The sequence below is a fragment of the Paenibacillus sp. TC-CSREp1 genome (assembly GCF_050171015.1).
GTDB classification, from domain to species: domain Bacteria; phylum Bacillota; class Bacilli; order Paenibacillales; family Paenibacillaceae; genus Paenibacillus; species Paenibacillus silvae.
Genome location: NZ_JBNOKM010000024.1, coordinates 1 through 18,104 on the forward strand (window position 1 = coordinate 1; position 18,104 = coordinate 18,104).

General features: G+C 44.8%; 21 protein-coding genes and 1 rRNA gene. 4 read left to right on the top strand and 18 right to left on the bottom strand.

All coding sequences use genetic code 11. The features are described 5' to 3' along the window. From ACQSGY_RS26555 to ACQSGY_RS26575, 5 genes are all read right to left on the bottom strand, one after another. Positions 1–59: ribosomal RNA gene (locus tag ACQSGY_RS26555) — 16S ribosomal RNA — on the bottom strand; the annotation flags it as partial. Between the two features lie 491 nt (positions 60–550). Beyond that, positions 551–727 carry a hypothetical protein gene (locus ACQSGY_RS26560; protein ID WP_248064740.1) on the bottom strand — a complete coding sequence of 59 codons (177 nt, stop codon included), beginning with the start codon at positions 725–727 and terminating at the stop codon, positions 551–553. A 102-nt stretch (positions 728–829) separates the two neighbouring features. Further along, positions 830–1,054: an RsiV family protein gene (locus ACQSGY_RS26565; protein ID WP_427181614.1), complete on the bottom strand. Its 225-nt coding sequence runs from the start codon at positions 1,052–1,054 to the stop codon at positions 830–832. 137 nt (positions 1,055–1,191) lie between these two features. Further along, positions 1,192–2,415: a TraB/GumN family protein gene (locus tag ACQSGY_RS26570; RefSeq protein ID WP_427181615.1), complete on the bottom strand. Its 1,224-nt coding sequence runs from the start codon at positions 2,413–2,415 to the stop codon at positions 1,192–1,194. Between the two features lie 184 nt (positions 2,416–2,599). After that, on the bottom strand, positions 2,600–3,463 hold the full coding sequence (locus tag ACQSGY_RS26575; RefSeq protein ID WP_427181616.1) for a DUF421 domain-containing protein: 864 nt from the start codon (positions 3,461–3,463) through the stop codon (positions 2,600–2,602). Between the two features lie 317 nt (positions 3,464–3,780). Between ACQSGY_RS26575 and ACQSGY_RS26580 the strand changes: the two genes are divergently transcribed. From ACQSGY_RS26580 to ACQSGY_RS26590, 3 genes are all read left to right on the top strand, one after another. After that, positions 3,781–4,251, top strand: coding sequence for a MarR family transcriptional regulator (locus ACQSGY_RS26580; protein WP_427181617.1), 471 nt, complete (start codon positions 3,781–3,783; stop codon positions 4,249–4,251). A gap of 159 nt (positions 4,252–4,410) precedes the next feature. Continuing rightward, entirely contained in the window at positions 4,411–5,841 is a 1,431-nt protein-coding gene (locus ACQSGY_RS26585) for an MDR family MFS transporter (protein ID WP_427181618.1), read from the top strand. Next, complete coding sequence (locus ACQSGY_RS26590) at positions 5,838–6,074, top strand: family 1 glycosylhydrolase (protein WP_427181619.1); 237 nt, start codon at positions 5,838–5,840, stop codon at positions 6,072–6,074. The genes ACQSGY_RS26585 and ACQSGY_RS26590 overlap by 4 nt, the downstream gene beginning before the upstream one ends. A gap of 207 nt (positions 6,075–6,281) precedes the next feature. Here ACQSGY_RS26590 and ACQSGY_RS26595 read toward each other — a convergent pair whose 3' ends face one another. From ACQSGY_RS26595 to ACQSGY_RS26625, 7 genes are all read right to left on the bottom strand, one after another. Then, positions 6,282–7,040: an SDR family NAD(P)-dependent oxidoreductase gene (locus ACQSGY_RS26595; protein WP_427181620.1), complete on the bottom strand. Its 759-nt coding sequence runs from the start codon at positions 7,038–7,040 to the stop codon at positions 6,282–6,284. 271 nt (positions 7,041–7,311) lie between these two features. Further along, the gene (locus ACQSGY_RS26600; RefSeq protein WP_427181657.1) at positions 7,312–7,884 is read right to left on the bottom strand and encodes a TetR/AcrR family transcriptional regulator; all 573 of its coding nucleotides are present in this window, start codon (positions 7,882–7,884) and stop codon (positions 7,312–7,314) included. Positions 7,885–8,200: 316 nt separating this feature from the next. Continuing rightward, positions 8,201–9,499 carry an ABC transporter permease gene (locus tag ACQSGY_RS26605; RefSeq protein ID WP_427181658.1) on the bottom strand — a complete coding sequence of 433 codons (1,299 nt, stop codon included), beginning with the start codon at positions 9,497–9,499 and terminating at the stop codon, positions 8,201–8,203. Beyond that, a complete protein-coding gene (locus tag ACQSGY_RS26610) occupies positions 9,492–10,394 on the bottom strand; it encodes an ABC transporter ATP-binding protein (RefSeq protein WP_427181621.1) in 903 nt (300 codons plus the stop codon). Before ACQSGY_RS26610 ends, ACQSGY_RS26605 begins: the two co-directional genes overlap by 8 nt. Positions 10,395–10,414: 20 nt before the next feature. Next, positions 10,415–11,314, bottom strand: coding sequence for an ABC transporter ATP-binding protein (locus ACQSGY_RS26615; protein WP_427181622.1), 900 nt, complete (start codon positions 11,312–11,314; stop codon positions 10,415–10,417). 18 nt (positions 11,315–11,332) lie between these two features. After that, on the bottom strand, positions 11,333–11,722 hold the full coding sequence (locus ACQSGY_RS26620; protein ID WP_427181659.1) for a GntR family transcriptional regulator: 390 nt from the start codon (positions 11,720–11,722) through the stop codon (positions 11,333–11,335). Positions 11,723–11,816: 94 nt separating this feature from the next. After that, positions 11,817–12,530, bottom strand: a complete 714-nt coding sequence (locus ACQSGY_RS26625; RefSeq protein ID WP_216520121.1) for a hypothetical protein — start codon at positions 12,528–12,530, stop codon at positions 11,817–11,819. Positions 12,531–12,746: 216 nt separating this feature from the next. On the opposite strand from ACQSGY_RS26625, the gene ACQSGY_RS26630 reads away from it, so the two are divergent. Then, entirely contained in the window at positions 12,747–13,112 is a 366-nt protein-coding gene (locus ACQSGY_RS26630; RefSeq protein WP_427181623.1) for a hypothetical protein, read from the top strand. Positions 13,113–13,224: 112 nt separating this feature from the next. Here the strand turns inward: ACQSGY_RS26630 and ACQSGY_RS26635 are convergent, their stop codons facing one another. The 6 genes from ACQSGY_RS26635 to ctaD form a co-directional block, all read right to left on the bottom strand. Continuing rightward, complete coding sequence (locus ACQSGY_RS26635) at positions 13,225–13,596, bottom strand: hypothetical protein (protein WP_427181624.1); 372 nt, start codon at positions 13,594–13,596, stop codon at positions 13,225–13,227. Between the two features lie 127 nt (positions 13,597–13,723). After that, the gene (locus ACQSGY_RS26640) at positions 13,724–14,188 is read right to left on the bottom strand and encodes a DUF420 domain-containing protein (protein ID WP_427181625.1); all 465 of its coding nucleotides are present in this window, start codon (positions 14,186–14,188) and stop codon (positions 13,724–13,726) included. A gap of 43 nt (positions 14,189–14,231) precedes the next feature. After that, the gene (ctaG, locus tag ACQSGY_RS26645; protein ID WP_216520113.1) at positions 14,232–15,161 is read right to left on the bottom strand and encodes a cytochrome c oxidase assembly factor CtaG; all 930 of its coding nucleotides are present in this window, start codon (positions 15,159–15,161) and stop codon (positions 14,232–14,234) included. A gap of 108 nt (positions 15,162–15,269) precedes the next feature. Continuing rightward, positions 15,270–15,590: a cytochrome C oxidase subunit IV family protein gene (locus ACQSGY_RS26650; RefSeq protein WP_145405727.1), complete on the bottom strand. Its 321-nt coding sequence runs from the start codon at positions 15,588–15,590 to the stop codon at positions 15,270–15,272. Between the two features lie 3 nt (positions 15,591–15,593). After that, positions 15,594–16,220, bottom strand: coding sequence for a cytochrome (ubi)quinol oxidase subunit III (locus ACQSGY_RS26655; protein WP_111272194.1), 627 nt, complete (start codon positions 16,218–16,220; stop codon positions 15,594–15,596). Beyond that, positions 16,217–18,067 (bottom strand): cytochrome c oxidase subunit I, encoded by a 1,851-nt coding sequence (ctaD, locus tag ACQSGY_RS26660; RefSeq protein ID WP_427181660.1) that lies wholly within the window; start codon positions 18,065–18,067, stop codon positions 16,217–16,219. The genes ACQSGY_RS26655 and ctaD overlap by 4 nt, the downstream gene beginning before the upstream one ends. Positions 18,068–18,104: the final 37 nt, after the last annotated feature.

Below are 18,104 nucleotides of genomic sequence, written 5' to 3' on the forward strand. Positions count from 1 at the left end.
TGCATGTATTAGGCATGCCGCCAGCGTTCGTCCTGAGCCAGGATCAAACTCTCCAATAAAGTATTGAAAAGAGCGATTAGCTCATTTTGAATCTGACGAGATTATAAATCTCATTGTTGATCTTGCAAGCAAGATCAGTACTCACTCGTTGTTCAGTTTTCAAAGATCAAACTTTTTTTTCATCACCGTCGCTCATTCGCTTCAGCAACTCTTATATCTTATCATGTCCGAGCCAACTTTGCAAGCTCTTTTTTTCAAGCTTCTTTCGAAGCATTTTTCAAGTTGCTTGCCGCACCGTGTAAACTGTGTTTTCTTGGCCGGAATTAGAATATACCACGAATCACTTCTACTTGTAAACTCTTTTTTTTCATTATGAAATTATCTGATTTGCTCTTAACTGTTTCCCCTATTAAAAGGCTTAACTCCTGGCTGCTGATTTAGCAGGAGTTAAGCTCAGAATGATTCCAAACGCCGTATAAAGAGACTAACGTATTTATAAACTCCAGCTTCAGGATCATAGCAGAAGCTCACTTCATTATAAGAACTTCATTTATCGTTCTGCTATCATAATGGCTTTAATATTTTCATCGTCATCATCATAATTTGCAGTAAAACCCAATAAATAACTACCATATTCATAGATGATCATCTGGCCTTTATCAGAATCAGGGTGTTTGTATCGCTTTACTTTTCCCAGAACCTGTTCAACATCCTTAAACGTTCTCATCGTGAAGGCTTAAATCCTTGTACAACCTTGAGTGCCCATCATCCACATATGATTCACCAGCTATTTTCTTCATGGCTTCTGCTGTGGCTGGAACATCTTTACTCAGATTGAACATCGTTGCGTAGGTATCCACATTATTTTTATCAAATGCACCTTCACCTCAATGAAGCCGACAGCATAAGGCCCCACTTCATACGGATCAAACACTACCCTAATTCCATTGTTCGTAATATAGAAGCTTGTTTTAGTAGTTAGTGAAAACTGATATCTCGATTCCTCATACGCATCTTTATTTAATTTCAGCCCTGCTCCGATTCCATCATACAAGTTGTACTTTTGCTGAGATGTTTAGATCTGAACATATTGCTGACCAAAGCAAAACCACCCGCAGAACGAGTGGTCCCTATATAGTCTGAAAAACATTTCTATGCAATTTAACAATTCAGTTTCTATTAAACGAGCCCTTACTTACGTTCTACCTTATATCCCTTATCCTCAAGCAGTTTTACGATCCCGTGATCACCCAAATAGTGCGCTGCTCCAACCACGATAAAGTATTCTTCACCTTTACCATTTTTCAGATAACCATCAATTTTGTCAGCCATGCCGATATTACGGTCAATCAACATCGCTTTATTGTACTCCTCGTCATCCGAGAAGCTGTTTGTCAGCTCCAGTAATTGCTCATCATTACCTGTTTTCCACATCTCAGCCATCTGATTCACCGTGTTATCGAGTACATCGAAGTTGTCGATTGTAGAGCGCAGTGTTTTTTCCTGCAGCTCTTTCGAAAATTTATCAAACATCCCCAGTTGAGATTGGTAAGACTCGAGTTCAATAACCGGGATTTTTCGCTCTATCGCTTTTTGAATAAAATACAAATCCACACCGGACGATGCTTCCAGTCCAGCTGTTGATGTTTTCAGACTTGCCAGTGTGCTTTCCACTACCCAAGGCTTGAATGCATCGAACGCGTCAGGCTCTAACCCCTTTTTCTTCAAAATATCCCCGAGCTTGCTGTACGTCTCACTCGAAACATGATCCTTCAAGGTCGTACCATCCTGATATGATCCCAGACTTAACACCAGCTTCTGCTGCTCCTCGTCCGCTGCTTTGCTGATGTCTACCTCAACACCGAGATAGTCAGCCTCCGCAAAGGCTTCTTCAAATTCTGGGCGCAGCGGGTAAAAGCTCTTGTCTGCCACATGCATCGAACCTACCAGATAAACGGTGTTGCCGTTATGCTGCACTTCCCACATAAAGCCGCGCCCACCATTTTGAGCGGTTTCGACCGAGCCATCGCTTTTGGATACCAGCAGCACCGTGCGTGCAGCTTTATCCCAACGAACCTCATATCCTGCAGCATCCCCAACGATGCGAATAGGCGCATAAGTAACGCCGTTGATGCGTACAAGTTTGCTTTTCAGGGTAATCGTCTTGCCATTGACAATTGCCGTAATGCTATCATTGCTCGTTCCCGCCAATTTCACGTCCATAGCATCCAGCGTTGTACGCAGCGGAACCAGAGTTGTTCCTTTCTGCACAATTGGTGCTCCAGTCGTATATTCAACCGCCTGATTATTTACTTTGACAGCCGTTTCCTGCGGAGCAGCCATTGCCGGTACTGCTGATGCAAGCAAGCCTGCCGAGATGGTAAGGGATAAGAGCACACGTTTCCATTGCTTCATATAATATGTATTCTCCTTTGTCGTATAAAAAATTAAGCACTAGACTTGTATCAAACCAGTATATGCTCTTCTAGTATACGGTCAAAGGTGGGTATCGTTCCATATTTTATAAACTGAAACAATAAAAGAGCCCTGGCTCGCGCCGGGTCTTCTATATCAATTAGACTATGTGATCGGTCATTGGTCACGATTGTTTTTTGGTCTGATATGCATGCATGGCCGTCTGAAATTGATTCAGCGCTTCCTGATATTCGAGTCGATCCTTATCGTTAGAGGCAAGCTGCTTACGCATCTTCAGATCATCCTGCAATCGCTGTACCAGATCTTTAATCTGATCATTCGGATTCGAATTAGCCGGCTTGGGCAAAGCTTCCGTTCCAGTCTGCACGGTCAGTTCTCCTTTACTATCCACTTGACCAATCGATACCTGATTCAATGTGACGTTAAGCTTGCGCAGTTCTTTTTTTACCCAATCCTCACTTAATCCAGCACCCTGAAGAGATTCGGGCAAAATATTTCCATCCATAATAATCGTTCGCGGCTCCTTTTCAGACGAAAGACGATAACCCAGCAAATCAGCGGTAAGCGGCTGATATTCCTTTTTTAACATGACACTGATATCCCCGCTCTGCTCCATTATTGCAAATTCCACATCGGCAACCCGGAACACATCTTTTTTGCGAAGCTGCTCCAGAAATTCATCAATGGTCAGCCTTTCCTTCTTTAGATTCTCTTGAATAACGGCTCCATTTTCAATAAGAATCGTTGATCTTCCGTCCACAATATCCCGGATTTTTTTACTTTTCATCGTCAAATATTCCGCTCCTGCAGAGACAGAAACCCATACGAACACGGCAAGAAAGCCCAGGTACCAGCTTGTGTCTGTATCCAGTGATATGTATCCAACCAGGTTCCCCAAAGTGATGCCCGTAATATATTCAAACAAAGATAGTTCTGATATCTGCCGTTTGCCTAAAATTTTGGTGATGAGAAACAAGATCGTTACGGCAGAAAGTGTTCGTAAAATAACCTCTAACCATTCTGGCATGTCGCACATTCCTTTCCCGTGAAGTCATGTGTTCGGATGATCAACTTCACCATTGAAGGTTATACTAACCTTGCCCGGCGAATTGTATGCATAAATGATTAGAAGCATCGTCCTTTTTTTAGAAGCTGCGTTCCATCTCTCTTCTCCACAATGTCATGCCAAAACAGAATTCGATTCATTTGATTTTACCTTATAAAGGGTATAGTCTATTTTAGGAGATACTTGCCGTCAGTGATACTGCTCATGTAACTATTATGTATAGCGGTACGTCTCTGTTCAGTCTTTTTTATCTTACAAATGATACGGGGTGACTAACCATGAACAAGCAAGAACAGGTCATGCTGAATTTCAGAGATTTATTTAACAAGTTGGTCTGGATTAATAAATCGAAAATGGAAAGCAGTCTTCAAGGGTATAAGCCCTCTGAAGTCCATTGCATTGAATTTATAGAGAAGAATGTGGATTCCAATGTAACCAAGCTGGCAGAATCCCTCTATATGACCAAGGGCGCTATAAGTAAATTAACGAAGAAACTCATTGAAAAAGGTCTGATCGAAGATTATCAGAAAGCGAACAATAAGAAAGAAGTCTTTTTTAAACTCACCAAGCAAGGCAGAGTCATATTTGACATTCATGAGAAACTTCATAAAGAGTTTCAGGCGAGAGATGAGTCTGTATTCAATCATGTAACGGAAGAGCAATTCGATCGCATGCTGAACTTCATTGAACTGTACAGTAAACATTTGGACACTGAAATAAAGAAACAAGGTTTGGATATAAGTAAATAACGAAGTAAATAACAAATAATTTAATAATAAAACCAAGAGCAACCTTCTCTGAAGAGAAATGGATGCTTTTTTTACACCCTTTTTATTGTTGACAAGGAAACTAAATGCGGATAGAATTTTGGTTGACAAGGAAACTAAAACGAATAAAGGAGTCTAAATATGACCGCAGATAAAGTAAAAGAACAACGAATACCGAAACATATTCTTATAACCGCTTGGGCCATTGCTCTTGGCGCAATAGCTCCTATGCTGGATTCTACAATGGTGAACATTGCCGTAAATCAACTCACTACAGATTTTCATACCACATTGGGCACTATTCAATGGGCCATTACAGGATATATTTTAGCCCTTGCGATAACGGTTCCTGTATCTGGCTGGCTTATGAATCAATTTAATGGGAAGAAGGTATTCATTGGAGCTGTCATTGCTTTTGGTGTAATCTCTGTGCTAACAGGTGTTAGCTGGGATATATCCAGTTTTATCTTCTTCCGTTTGCTTCAGGGATGTAGTGCCGGAGTCATTACCACACTTATGTTTACCCTCTTGGTTAAAACAACGGGGCAAGACTATTTAGGCAGAGTCATGGCGATCGTAAGTACTCCTATGATCTTTGGCCCCATCTTGGGACCCATTATCGGAGGATTTATCGTTCAGATTGCATCTTGGCAATGGATCTTTTTCATTAACGTACTCATTGTATTGATCTCTGCACCATTAATGATGAGAAAGATTCCAGACTTTGAGCCCTTTAACAAAGAAAGCAAGCTCGATCTATTTGGAATTATGGTTTTATCTATGATGAGCGCGACTTTCATTTATGGAATAACCAAAGCAGCAGATCATGCCACTTTCAACAATGACGAAACTATCTTGTGGATGGGAATTGGCCTTGTTTTGGCCCTCATCTACTTCGCTTATAATCGTATTCAAAGGAATGAAACCGTTCTGCCCATGAATTTGTTTGCACACAGAAACTTTGCCGCATCAAGCGCGGGGCTATTTTTGGCAAATATCGCTATTATGGGTCCAATGTTAATACTCCCCTTGTTCTTTCAAACCTTTCTAGACTTCACATTAATTCAAACAGCAATTGCACTAATCCCTCAAGGCGTTGGTATGCTGATCACTCGGCCTTTCATTGGAAAAATGATCGACAGAGTTGGCGCAAAATATGTGCTGATCGTCAGTCTTTTTCTTTCCCTTATCGGATCTATTCCATTTATCTTCATTACAGATCGTACCAGTATGATTTGGATTTCGATAATCTTATTCATTCGTGGCGCCAGTGTTGGGGGCATTAGTCTTCCTTTAATGAGCGAAGCATACACTGGACTCGACAGCAAGCAGCTTCCAGAGGCGGGTGTTGGGATAAACATCATTGAAAACCTGGGTTCAAGCTTTGGTTCAGCGATTATTGCAACGACTGTCGCAACGGTCATACAAGGCTTGCATCCAACCATTGCAAATCAATTGCAGGGGTACCATATCGGTTTTCTTGTAGCCACGATGATTCTGGCACTGATCTTGATCCCTGGCCTGGGTCTTACCAATAAAAACAAGGCAAAAGATATACTTACGCTTGAATGAAATCAAAGACTTGTAGATCTAAGCATAGTGATATGCTTGAAGTGATGGGCTACACCACTTGGGGATGTATCGACCTCGTCAGCGCATCGACAGCACAGCTGAAAAAACGCTACGGATTCATCTACGTAGACCGTCATGATGATGGCTCCGGTACGCTCGAGCGTTACAAGAAAAAATCGTTCGACTGGTACAAAGAAGTCATCGCTACGAACGGCAAAAGCCTGAAAGGTTAACTCCGTAACTAACACTACAAATAAAAAGCGCAAGCAGAGAAGATTTTATCTCCTCCTGCCTGCGCTTTTTCATCGTTGCAACGGCAACAGCTTAAACTCCATCTTTTCTGTGTTAGAAACGAATTAATGCGATAATTTCAATCCTAAATACCTTATGCCAGAATTCGAAATATTCTCTTTATTATTGATTTTTTACATTTATGATAATTAACTCAATTCTGAAATAACCGGATATATTGCGCCTCTTAAGTGGAAATCATAGTTCTGATCTACAATTCCTACGACTACGTCTTCATGTTCATAGAGATCCACCATGAATCCAGCCATTTCTTTAGCCGTGTGATATTTAGTCATATTTGCTTTGTAATCAAATCCTTCAGCATCGATTGATTTTTGAACAAATTCTGTTTCCGTAATTGCTGGTGCCAAAATCTTCGCTTTAAGTTTTGCCCCCTTCAGTTCCAGTTCTTTGGCAAGACCTTCTGTAAAGGCACTAACATAGTATTTCGATGCGGAATAAGCCACGCTGCCCACTGCAATTGCATATCCGAGTGCGGAAGAGACGTTAATCAATTGAGTGCCTTCAACATCTGCATAATCTCGAACATACAATGTAGATAAAATGGTCAAAGATTCGATATTAACACGCAGCATGGTTTCTACTTTGTCCAAATTCTGTTCAGCTATGACGGAGCCTTCTCCAAGCCCAGCATTATTGATCCACGTTTCAATTTCATATTGTTTCAAATTGTTATACAGCGCATAAGCTTCAGAGGATACGGACAGGTCACTTTGTTGAACAATAACATTTACTTTAGTATCAATGCCTTGGATTGTAGCTTTAAGTTCTTCCAGCTTATCCAATCTTCTGGCCACCAAAATTAAATTTTTCCCCCGTGCTGCAAATGCTAATGCTGTTTCATATCCAATGCCTGAACTTGCTCCTGTAATTACGGTGTATTTCATGTTATTCTCTCCCTCTTATAGTACAGAATTAGTATAGATAACCACCTTTTATTAGAACGTTCATTCTAATAAAGATAAAAAAATAATTTCTTAATCGGAGTATAACATTTTGAGAACGATCAGTAAAGAATTTTCGCTTGATTCTTTCGTTAACTTAGATTTTCTTTGGACTTGAACAGATGGGCATTCAATACCAGTTCATAGTGCGGTGAATGTGACCTACGAAGGAATTAGCCCACCCCAAACAACATTATATATATCTAATAGTAAATTAATCTAAAATTGAAAGTGACATGTCTATAATACTCATTAATTTCCGCTGATCTGACGTCGTCTTAACGAGTGTGCGTAGTCCTAGCCAAGTGTTCATTAGAAAGTGAGCAGTAGCTACCGGGTTCAAGTCTCTCTTAATTTCACCTGTTTGTTGTCCTGTTTGTATAAGTGTTGACAAAAATTCCTCTGTTCGAGTATAACTCTCATTTACTAAAGAAGAGACTTCAGGATCTAAAGCACCCAGTTCCACACCTGAATTTACCATGAAACAACCTATGGGTTCGCCTTCTTTTCTTATCGTAGATTCAAACATCTCGCGTAGCACCAGTTTAATCGATTTTTGATTTTGGGTCAGAAACTTTATTTTGCTGGTCTGTTTCGCTTCATATCGCTCTAGAGCTTTCAAATATAAGGCATGCTTATCCCCAAACGTATCATATATGCTTCTTCGATGAATGCCCATATAATCCACTAAGTCTTGCATGGAGGTTTTCTCATACCCTTGGGTCCAAAAAAGGTGCATTGCTCTATCTAATACTTCATTTATTTCAAATTCTTTGGATCTTGCCATCATTATCACCTCGAATAATCATTATACATTCAATTGATTATTCAGCAAATGGGTTTATAAAGTTCCTTGAACCAAATCAAAAGATGCCTAATTGCGAAATAATAAGAGTGATTCAAGATTCACAATAGCAAAAGACCGCTCTCTACACTTGAGAAGCGGTCTTTTACTGTTATGATTCAATCTCCGCCCGCAAGTAAGCCATCTCTTCTTCCATACTGGAAAACTTGATTCTAGGGTGTACCCTTTTGGATGTAGCAGGTTCTAGACTCCCCTGATAGTGGTGCTGTTTGTTCGTTGTTGTTGTTGCACTTCCCAATTAAATCTTGTACGCCTTCATCGCTTTGAACAGCTCTTTGAAGGTTGGACGTTTACCGTACATTAGTACGCCCGTACGATAGATCTTGGCTGCCAGCCAGCCGAAGACCAGGATGGATACGGCCAGAATGGCAAGGGAGATCAGAATCTCCCAGGTTGGCGCAACTCCTGCCCCGATCCGTACCAGAATCGCCGTTGGCGAGGTGAACGGAATGAAGCTTGCGATTTTCAACAATAAAATATTGGGTGTAGAGATGCTGAAAATCGCAATATAGAAGGACACCAGCGAGAGCATCGTGATTGGCAGCACAGCCTGACCAAGCTCTTCCGTGCGGCTTACCATCGAACCAATAGCTGCAAACATAACGGCATACAGGAAGTAACCCAGAATGTAGAAAATAAGCCCGTATACGATCACCGCTATATTAATGTCGTTAACACTCATATTAAGATCACCAAGCACTGCTCGGTTATGCGGCAGCATGATGTTACCGGCCACTACAGCTCCGAAGATACCGATCTGCAGCAGGCCTACCATGAAGATACCGATAATTTTGCCGAACATCTGACTGAGCGGAGATACACTTGTAATCAGAATTTCCATGATGCGCGAGCTTTTCTCGGCTGTAATCTCGGAAGCAATCATATTACCTGTCATCATTGTGGATGTGAACAGCAGGATGATCAAGAGATAGACTACGATGTAGTTAATCGGACTCATCGATTTTTCCGAACCCGCACCCGCTTCTCCTTCATCTGTGCTTAAACTCTGAGCAGTCAGCTTTACAGGTGTGGTGATCAGCGCCTTTTGTTCGGCGGTCAGCACATCCTTAACGACGACATCCAGCTTCACACTCTGCAAGGCCGCTTCAAGCGACGTAATAATCTGCGGTGAAATATCGTCTGAGGAATAGAGCACAGGCTGCGGGAACTCCTGTCCTTGTACCGTTTCAAGCTTCAAATAACCGTCGATTACACCTTTATTTACGTCTTCTTTCAGCGCCGCTTCATCCTTATCTCCACCCATAATCAGACGATAAGCCTGATTACCCTGTGCAGAAGAGAATTTCTCCAGCTTCTGTGCCACGTCCTGCTGCTCTGTTGTCAGAACTCCAATGTTTACGGGATTACTGCTCGAAGCTCCGCCACCAATGGAGCCGCCATTAAATAAGGTAATGAAATATGGAACATTGAGTCCAATCGTAATTAAAAGTGCAAGTACAATCGTCGTGACCATAAACGACTTCGTTTTTACTTTGTTTTTGAACGTAAAACCTGTAATTGTGCCCATTTTATTCATTCGACTCACCTACCTCACGAATAAAGATTTGGTTAAGCGTTGGTTCCTTGATCTCAAAATGCTCTACGGTCGTCTGACTCATCGCCGTTTTCAGAATCTCCTGAGCCGCCTCAGCTTGGCTGACATGGATCAGATATCCGCGTTCGTTGTGCTCCACGTGTTTTACACCTGCCAGCTGCTCCAAACCATCCACCTGTCCAATCGTGCTGAGATACACCTGTTCACGCGGATAACGGCTTTTAATTTCCTTGATCTCACCCTGCACCACTGTGTTAGAGCGATGCAATATCGTGATCTGACGACACAATTCCTCAACATGCTCCATACGATGCGTGGAGAACAGGATCGCCGTACCTTCATCACGCAGTTCCTTAACCGTAGATTTAAGCAGCTCCACGTTAACCGGATCAAGTCCGCTAAACGCCTCATCCAGAATCAGAATCTGAGGTCTGTGCACCACTGCTGCAATAAAACCCATCTTCTGCTGATTCCCTTTGGATAACTCTTCAATCTTTTTATCGTAATATTCCGGCACTTCAAACCGCTTTAACCAGTATTTCAAGCTCTCATCAGCATCTTTGGCTTTCATGCCACGCAGGCGTGCCAGATAATTGATCTGTTCACTTACCTTTACTTTCGGATACAACCCGCGTTCTTCGGGCAAGTAGCCCATAATCTGCTGCAGCTCCGTGTTATAAGGCTTGCCGTTGTATAAAATGTTACCGCCATCCGGGTGAATCAGCCCCAGCACCATGCGCATTGTAGTTGTTTTACCTGCGCCGTTGGCTCCGAGCAGCCCATAAATCTCACCCTCTTTGACATTCAGTGTTACTCCATTAACGGCTGTCTTGTCTGCGTATTGTTTGACGACTTGCTTCAATTCCAATCGGTTCATTCAGAATCGTCTCCCTTCGGTTATCTCCACTGTACGGGTGCATACCCGGCGATCCAATATTCCAGCACTTCTCCCAGCTCCAGATTGCGAATCTGAAGCACCCGGTGATTGGACAACTCCAGCCTTTCCTGAGCCTCGCTCACCCGGGTTGTAATGACACGGATCAATCCATTCTCTTCCCGAAAAGATTCCACCGCCCCGGGAATACTCTCAGGCCGCAAATCCCCTTCATACCAGATTTCCTTCCATTGCCCGAGCACAAGGTCCTTCTCTGCCATACCCAGAACCTGACCGCGATGCATCAATACGATATAGTCCGCAAGCCGTTTCACTTCATCTGCAATATGAGTGGCAATGAGAATGGTCGTATCTCCACCTTTCATATAATCACGGAACTGTTCAACCATGACCTTCCATGCAAAAGGATCAAGACCGGATGAAGGTTCATCCAGCAGCAGAAGCTTCGGACGAGCCGCAAGCGCTGCGGCAATCTCGAATTTCCGCCGTTCTCCCTTGGACATCTTGTTGAGCTTCACATCACTTGGCACATCCATGTCTTCTATCAGCTGTTGAAACAGCTTTATATCCCACCTCGGGTACCAATGTGACCGAAAATCAGCAGCCTCCTGCGGTGTCATCCGGTTCTCTTCCAGACCACTGTTATCGGCCACAAAGCCGATCTGCTGCCTCAGCTCAATCGGAAGCGATCCCGAATGCTCCTGTCCAAACCATATGATCTCTCCGCTGTCCGGCAGTACAATTTGCTGCAGCATATTCAGAAGTGTGCTTTTGCCAGAGCCGTTATGCCCCAGAATAGCCACCACATAGCCCTCCGGGATGGTCAGATCAATCGGTCCGATAACCCTGCGCTTACGCATTTTAGATACCCCGTTTAACTGAATAGCTATCGGTTCTGCCATATGACTACCTCCCCCCTTTTATTTGGAATAGATTGCTCTCAGCGCTTCCCGAAACAAACTTTCCATCTCTTCTTCGGTACAACCAACAGCCTTGCCTGACTGTACCGCAGCCTGCATCGCTTCCTCCGCAGCCTTCAGCCTGTAAATTTCCCGATCTCCTGCCTCAACCTGGGCCACAAATGTACCTGTCCCCTGCTTCGTACGAAGCAGACCTTCATTCTCCAGATCCTGATAGACCCGTCTAACCGTAATCACACTGCAATTCAGTGCCCCGGCAAACTCACGAATGGACGGCAAATGTGTCCCCTCCCCCAATTGACCCGTTATAATTAACGACCTTAACTGATTCTCAATCTGGTGATACAAAGGTTCAGCGCTATTTTCATTGATTTGAATGGGTATTTTCACAACTTGCACCTCGCCTCCGGTACACTTCATTCACTTGCCTGAACGTGCCGGCTTCATCCATATTCTTCTCGTAATCAATTCATCCCAACTGTCTCTAATTCAAATCCCTTACGGCCAGCTTCCTCAGTGTTAATCGACTGAATCCCCACAACACTGCTAATCCAGCAACCATTGCAATCCACATCATCGGAGATAACAAGCCCCAGGCTTTACTATAGTGAATGACATACCAGAATCCATAGTTGCCCGACATACGAATCACCAAGGATATAACAATCGTCATTGGCAGAAACAAAAAGCTGAGAAGCAAATATTTTTTCCCGCTAAACAAAAACTCCCCGTAAATATACAAACCCGTAATCAACAGCCCATATCCTGTGCAGCTCAGCGCAAAGGCCAAATACTGATCCCATGTGAAGTTCTCCGTATGCAGTCTGACAGCATATAGTGATCCGTAGAAAAAGAATCCATTGTACGCAAACGCAATCAGAGATTGCTGCAGTCTTGACCACATCACCGTCTCATTCGGGATCGGAAGTCTGCGATAATAGGCCAGCATCTGTGTGTAAGAGTCCTCCTGTATGTATCGGAAGGAACGTCTGCTAAAGAGAAATCCTTGGAACGGCAGCATAATCAAAAAAAACGCATCCACCACCGGATTAACAAGATTGCTTTCCTGTTGCCCAATCAACAGCACACCGCTCATACTGCCCGTATAGATCATAAATATGGCGGTCCATAACCACTGCAGCTTATCCTTCTTGAACTCATTGCGGGTCAGCCACCACGCTTGCTTCCATGCATCCATATTCATGCCTGCCTTTCAACTGTCTTACATTATGTTCATTGCTCTACTGTGCTTTTGATTGTTTCACTGTGTCTACTGTATATATCAATATACACAGTATACAGACCCATCTCTAATTCCGTCAACTCCTTTTTTCCTGAATCAGGAAAGCAGGATAGGAAAAACATGCATTCTGCGATAAAATAAACAAAGCTTAGAAGAGAGGAATGATCCCCTATGGGGTGGCTAATTGAGCCCATACTTGTTTTCATTTTTATTTTGGCGATGATCTGGCTTATCATTCGAAGTGATTCTGATCGGCATCATACGGCGAAACACAACACCAAACAGGACGCCAGACAAAACAGACGCGAGTCCGATTCCGCTGCATCCTCTTCTTCGATGATGACCTCTGACTTTTCCACGGATGCTCATCCCAGGCATTCTCATGATCATCGACATCATCATCACCATGATCACCACTATCACGATACGAATTCTTCATCGGGGTCTCATCACCATTCCAGCAGTGATCATGGAAGCAGCGACAGCGGCGGGGACAGCGGTGGCGGAGGAGATAGTGGCGGAGGTGGCGGGGATTGACGTACCTGCTGCAATGCAACCAAAAAAAGAGCCATACCCGGTACTGTGAATGAATCACAGCGGGTACGGCTCTTTTAAATCCGGTCATCTTATCGCAGAAGAGGCATGAGCTTTATACAAGAGTGTAGCCTGCGGGCAGGCTGCGGTTTCGACGAATGGCCCGAATCTCGGCCAGCGTAAGACGCTCGTTGGTGGAGATCAACGATTCGACATCATTACCGCGGATCAAGTCATCCAAATCTCTCAGGTTGGTGTTTCCACGGAAGACCCGGAAGCCTCCCTGAAAGTTCGGCCGTGTAAACAGCACAAGCGTAGCGTTGGCACTTGTTGAAAAGAAGCGCAGACTCTCAACCCCGTCCAAAATGTTATCCAGGTTGCGAAGACCTGTATTACCGCGATAAATGCGGCTTCTTCCTCTGTAGTTTTCTTCCGAATACACGGTAAGACGAGGATACGTTTGGCTGATGCTCACTGCTTTTTTCATTGTTGTTTCCCTCCTCTCAAACTCATTCTATGAATGAATAAGAGAGAAGGTATGGACCAATAATCTGCAAGAATCGTCTATTTCATATATTTACAGAAAGAAGAGCGTTATAACAGCCCTGTCCCCCTTACACCCCGAGAATCGCTTCCCATACCGGACGTGTATGTCCACCTGGATATAGAATATATAACAACACATATACAACAACCCCTGTCAGAGCTGAACCGAACCAGATCAAGGAAGTAAATCGTCCCCAGCGACGATGTGTTTTGAATTTCTTTTTGAAGCCGAGCACCAGAGTTGAGATACCAAATACAGCAGCCACTGTAGCCAGAATAATATGAAAGATCAGAAAAATCCGGTAAAAAATCTCCATATCGGGATCTCCACCCCAGGCTGTATTGCCTACAAATATCGTGCGGGACATGTATATTACAAAAAAGATCAGAGCCGCAATCGCTCCCGCTACCATAGCAGACTGGTGTGCCTCACGTTTGCCCCGTATGATTAAAGCCCAGCCAATTGCCACAAGTACCGCACTAATCACAATGAAAGAAGTACTGATCGTAGGCAGCCAGAAATACATATCCATCGTGTGTTCCCCCTTTTGTCATCACATTGTGCTCACGATATATTCACGATTTGGCAGCCGGATTGAGCGAGCCCCGCTCTTCACCGCCAGAAGGTGTAAGATCATCGTCCTCTTCCTGTCTCTCCTTCCGGTACCACTGTGCAAATACATAGGCCAGCATGGAGACAAATATCCCCTCCTGGATAAACTTCATCAGAATACCGCCCACCTGCTGATCCTCCTTCGCGGAAGACAGAAAGTTAAAGAATGCCGGCCCACCGAACGAACGAAGAAGCGCCGAGGAGTCGCCAGATACGCAGTACCTCATCGCTTCGGCCCATGCAGCCGGATTGCTATATGTCTGATACAACGGTTCGGAAGCAAAAATAATCAAACCGCATGCAGGTGTCAGGAGCACCATATTCAAAAAGATAAATCCAACCTTCGACAAGCCCGATGCTTGTCTGCCTTCCGGCAAAGGATTCAGCAGCGTCCACCACATCAGCATGGATGTAATAAACAGCACGATATAGTACAGCCGGTGAACGGTAAAATTCAACATAACATAATCATGTACAATCGGCAGATGGTACAGGGAAAACAATCCGTTGAACAGCACCGCCGCTACAATCGGATGTGCCAGAAAAGAAAGTCCACGCTTCGGCAGCCAGCGCACGATGCTGCGCCACACCCAGACAGGCAATCCCTTCATCATCAGCGGTGGAGCAATCAGATAAGACAAGGCCATACTGATCATATGAAAGCTGAACATGACATGCCCCAGCAGATTGAAGGGCCCGGCCTGTGCCAGATACAGGACAGTCAGACCTGTGAGAAACAGCACCTTCTGCCCGACTGTTGCTGGCGCTGCACCCTGTACTCTCTCACTGAACGGTCCGACCAGCACCAGATAAGCTGCCGCGATGATCAGAAACAGAGCAAGAACAAGCGGACTCCATAAATCATCAAAACTGAAATATTGCAACCCGAGCATACGGGAAACCTCCCCGTGAACCTGTTTTGGTGAATATTAATAACCATCACTGCGCTGTGTTCGTATAAAAGGGGAAAAGACGGCGGCAATTCGCCGCCGCCATCTCTCTTACCACCAAACCCAGAACAGGGCCATAATAATACATGTAAAAGCTACGAAAAATCCAAAGGCCATAAACAGAATCGGCATCAAGTGACCTTTGTCTTTCAGGTGCATCCAGTAGCCCAGCTGCACAAATACCTGCAAGATCGCCATCACAACCATAAGAATGATCGTAAAGGTTGTGTTAACCCCTCCGGCTGCTGCCGCTGCAAAGGCAATCAACGTGAGTATAATCGAGAAAATAAACACGACGACATGCTTCTGCGGCCCTTCCGCCCGGTGGCGGTGCTTCACCGGCTGTTGATCTGTTTGATCCTGAGCGGACATGTGTTATCCCACCTTTCCGAGCAGGTACACGACCGTAAAGATGAACACCCACACAACGTCGATGAAATGCCAATACATAGCAGATACATAGACCTTTGGTGCGGTTACGACCGTTAATCCTTTTTTGAACAGCTGCCCGATAATGATTCCGATCCACACAATACCGAATGCAACGTGAGCTCCGTGGAACCCGACCAGCGTATAGAATGCTGAACTGAAGGCACTCGTGGTCATGCCAAACTCTTTATGTTTCACATACTCGTAGAACTCGTAAATTTCCAGTCCAAGGAATCCAAGGCCCAGAACAACGGTAATGCCCAGCCACAAAGCAAGAGCGTTGCGTTTCCCTTTGTGCATCGCCTGAATGGCAAATACACTCGTCAAACTGCTGACCAAGAGAATAAAGGTCGCTGCCGCTACAAGCGGCAAATGGAACAACTCATTGGCTGTTGGTCCTTCGTTGGTCTGTCCGCGGAGAGCCAGGAAGGTGGCGAATAGTGTACCGAACAGTACCGTCTCGCCGCCAAGGAACAGCCAGAAGCCGATCAGCTTGTTGCGTCCCTCCAGCGTTGCCTTCTCCGGTTCATGCGGCAGCTTGCCGTTTACCGGCTCGGCGTGTGAGGTTGTCATGTTCTCGCCCCCTTCTCGTCCTGATCCTCCGGTTCAATGTGCCAGCCATGATCGTCATATAAGGAGCGCAGAGCCATCGCACCAAATGTAATCAGAAGACCGATAATCACGACAATATAATTGTTAAAGATTATATTCATGAATTCCAACTGAAACTTATCCTTGCTGAACATCAGTCCAAGACCAGCGATGAAAATACCTACGGACATCACAAATGGCAACGGTGTTGCAGATGGCATATGGATAGAGCCTACCGGTTCAGCCGGAGTCATCTCCTTGTTGCCTGCCATCTTCTCTTTCCAATATGCATCAATACCGCGTACAAGCGGTGTTTGTTTGAAGTTGTACTCTGGCGGCGGTGATGGAATGGTCCATTCCAACGTACGCCCGTCTTCCCAAGGATCGTTCGGTGCATCCACCGGTTTTCTCGTTGTAATCACGATGTTTACCAGGAAAATAATAACCCCGACACCCATCAGGAATGCACCGATGGAGCTGACCAGATTGAGCAGGTCAAAATCCTGATTCGGCAAATATGTAACGATCCGGCGCTGCATCCCCATCAGACCGAGGAAATGCTGTACAAAGAAGGTTAACTGGAACCCGATCATAAATGTCCAGAACGTCCACTTCCCAAGGGATTCACTCAGAATGCGACCAAACATTTTTGGCCACCAGTAATGAAGTCCGGCGAATAATCCAAGCACCAGTCCACCTACGATTACATAGTGGAAGTGAGCAACGACAAAGTATGTGTCATGGAACTGAAAGTCTGCAGGAGCAGATGCGAGCATGACACCGGTAACCCCACCCATAACGAAGGTTGGAACAAATCCGACAGCAAAAAGGTTTGCCGCCGTGAAGCGAATCTGTCCGCCCCACATCGTGAAGAGCCAGTTGAAGATTTTGATACCTGTCGGTACCGCAATCAGCATGGTCGAAATGGAGAACAGCGCGTTTGCGACAGTACCGAGACCTGTAGTGAACATATGGTGCGCCCATACCATGAAGCCCAGGAAGGCAATCAGTATCGTAGCAAATACCATCGAGCTGTATCCAAACAGCCGCTTGCGTGCGAAGGTTGGAATAACCTCCGAGATAATACCAAAGGCCGGCAGGATCAGAATGTACACTTCAGGGTGTCCGAAAATCCAGAAGATATGCTGCCATAACACGGGGTTACCGCCATTCGCAACATCAAAGAAATTCGCTCCCAGAACCCGGTCAAACGTAAGAAGCACAAGGCCTACCGTAATGGCCGGAAAAGCAAACAGGATAATGGCTGAAGTAATAAATGTTGTCCAGGTAAACATCGGCATCCGCATATAAGACATGCCTGGCGCACGCATCGTAATAATGGTCGCCAGGAAGTTAATACCGCCGATGAGTGTACCCAAACCGGCAATCTGAAGACCTATCGTATAGAAGTCGACACCATGCGTTCCGCTATACTGCGTACTGGAAAGCGGTGTATACGCGGTCCACCCTGCATCCGGCGCACCACCCATAACCCAGCTCAGATTGAGCAGCAGGCCGCCGAACAAAAAGGTCCAGAAGCCCAAAGCATTAACAAAAGGGAACGCTACGTCACGTGCCCCGATCTGCAAAGGAACAACCGCATTCATAATAGCAAAAATAATCGGCATGACACCAAGGAAAATCATCGTGGTTCCGTGCATCGTAATCAATTCGTTGAACACTTGCGCCGACACAAAATCATTCATCGGCTTCATCAGTTGAATCCGGATCAAAATGGCTTCAATCCCGCCGATGCCGAAGAAAAGTCCGCCCGCAATTAAGTAAAGAACGGCAATTTTTTTGTGATCGACGGTGGTAATCCAGTCCATCAAGCCCCTGTACCGCTTGACGCTATGCGCATGAGCC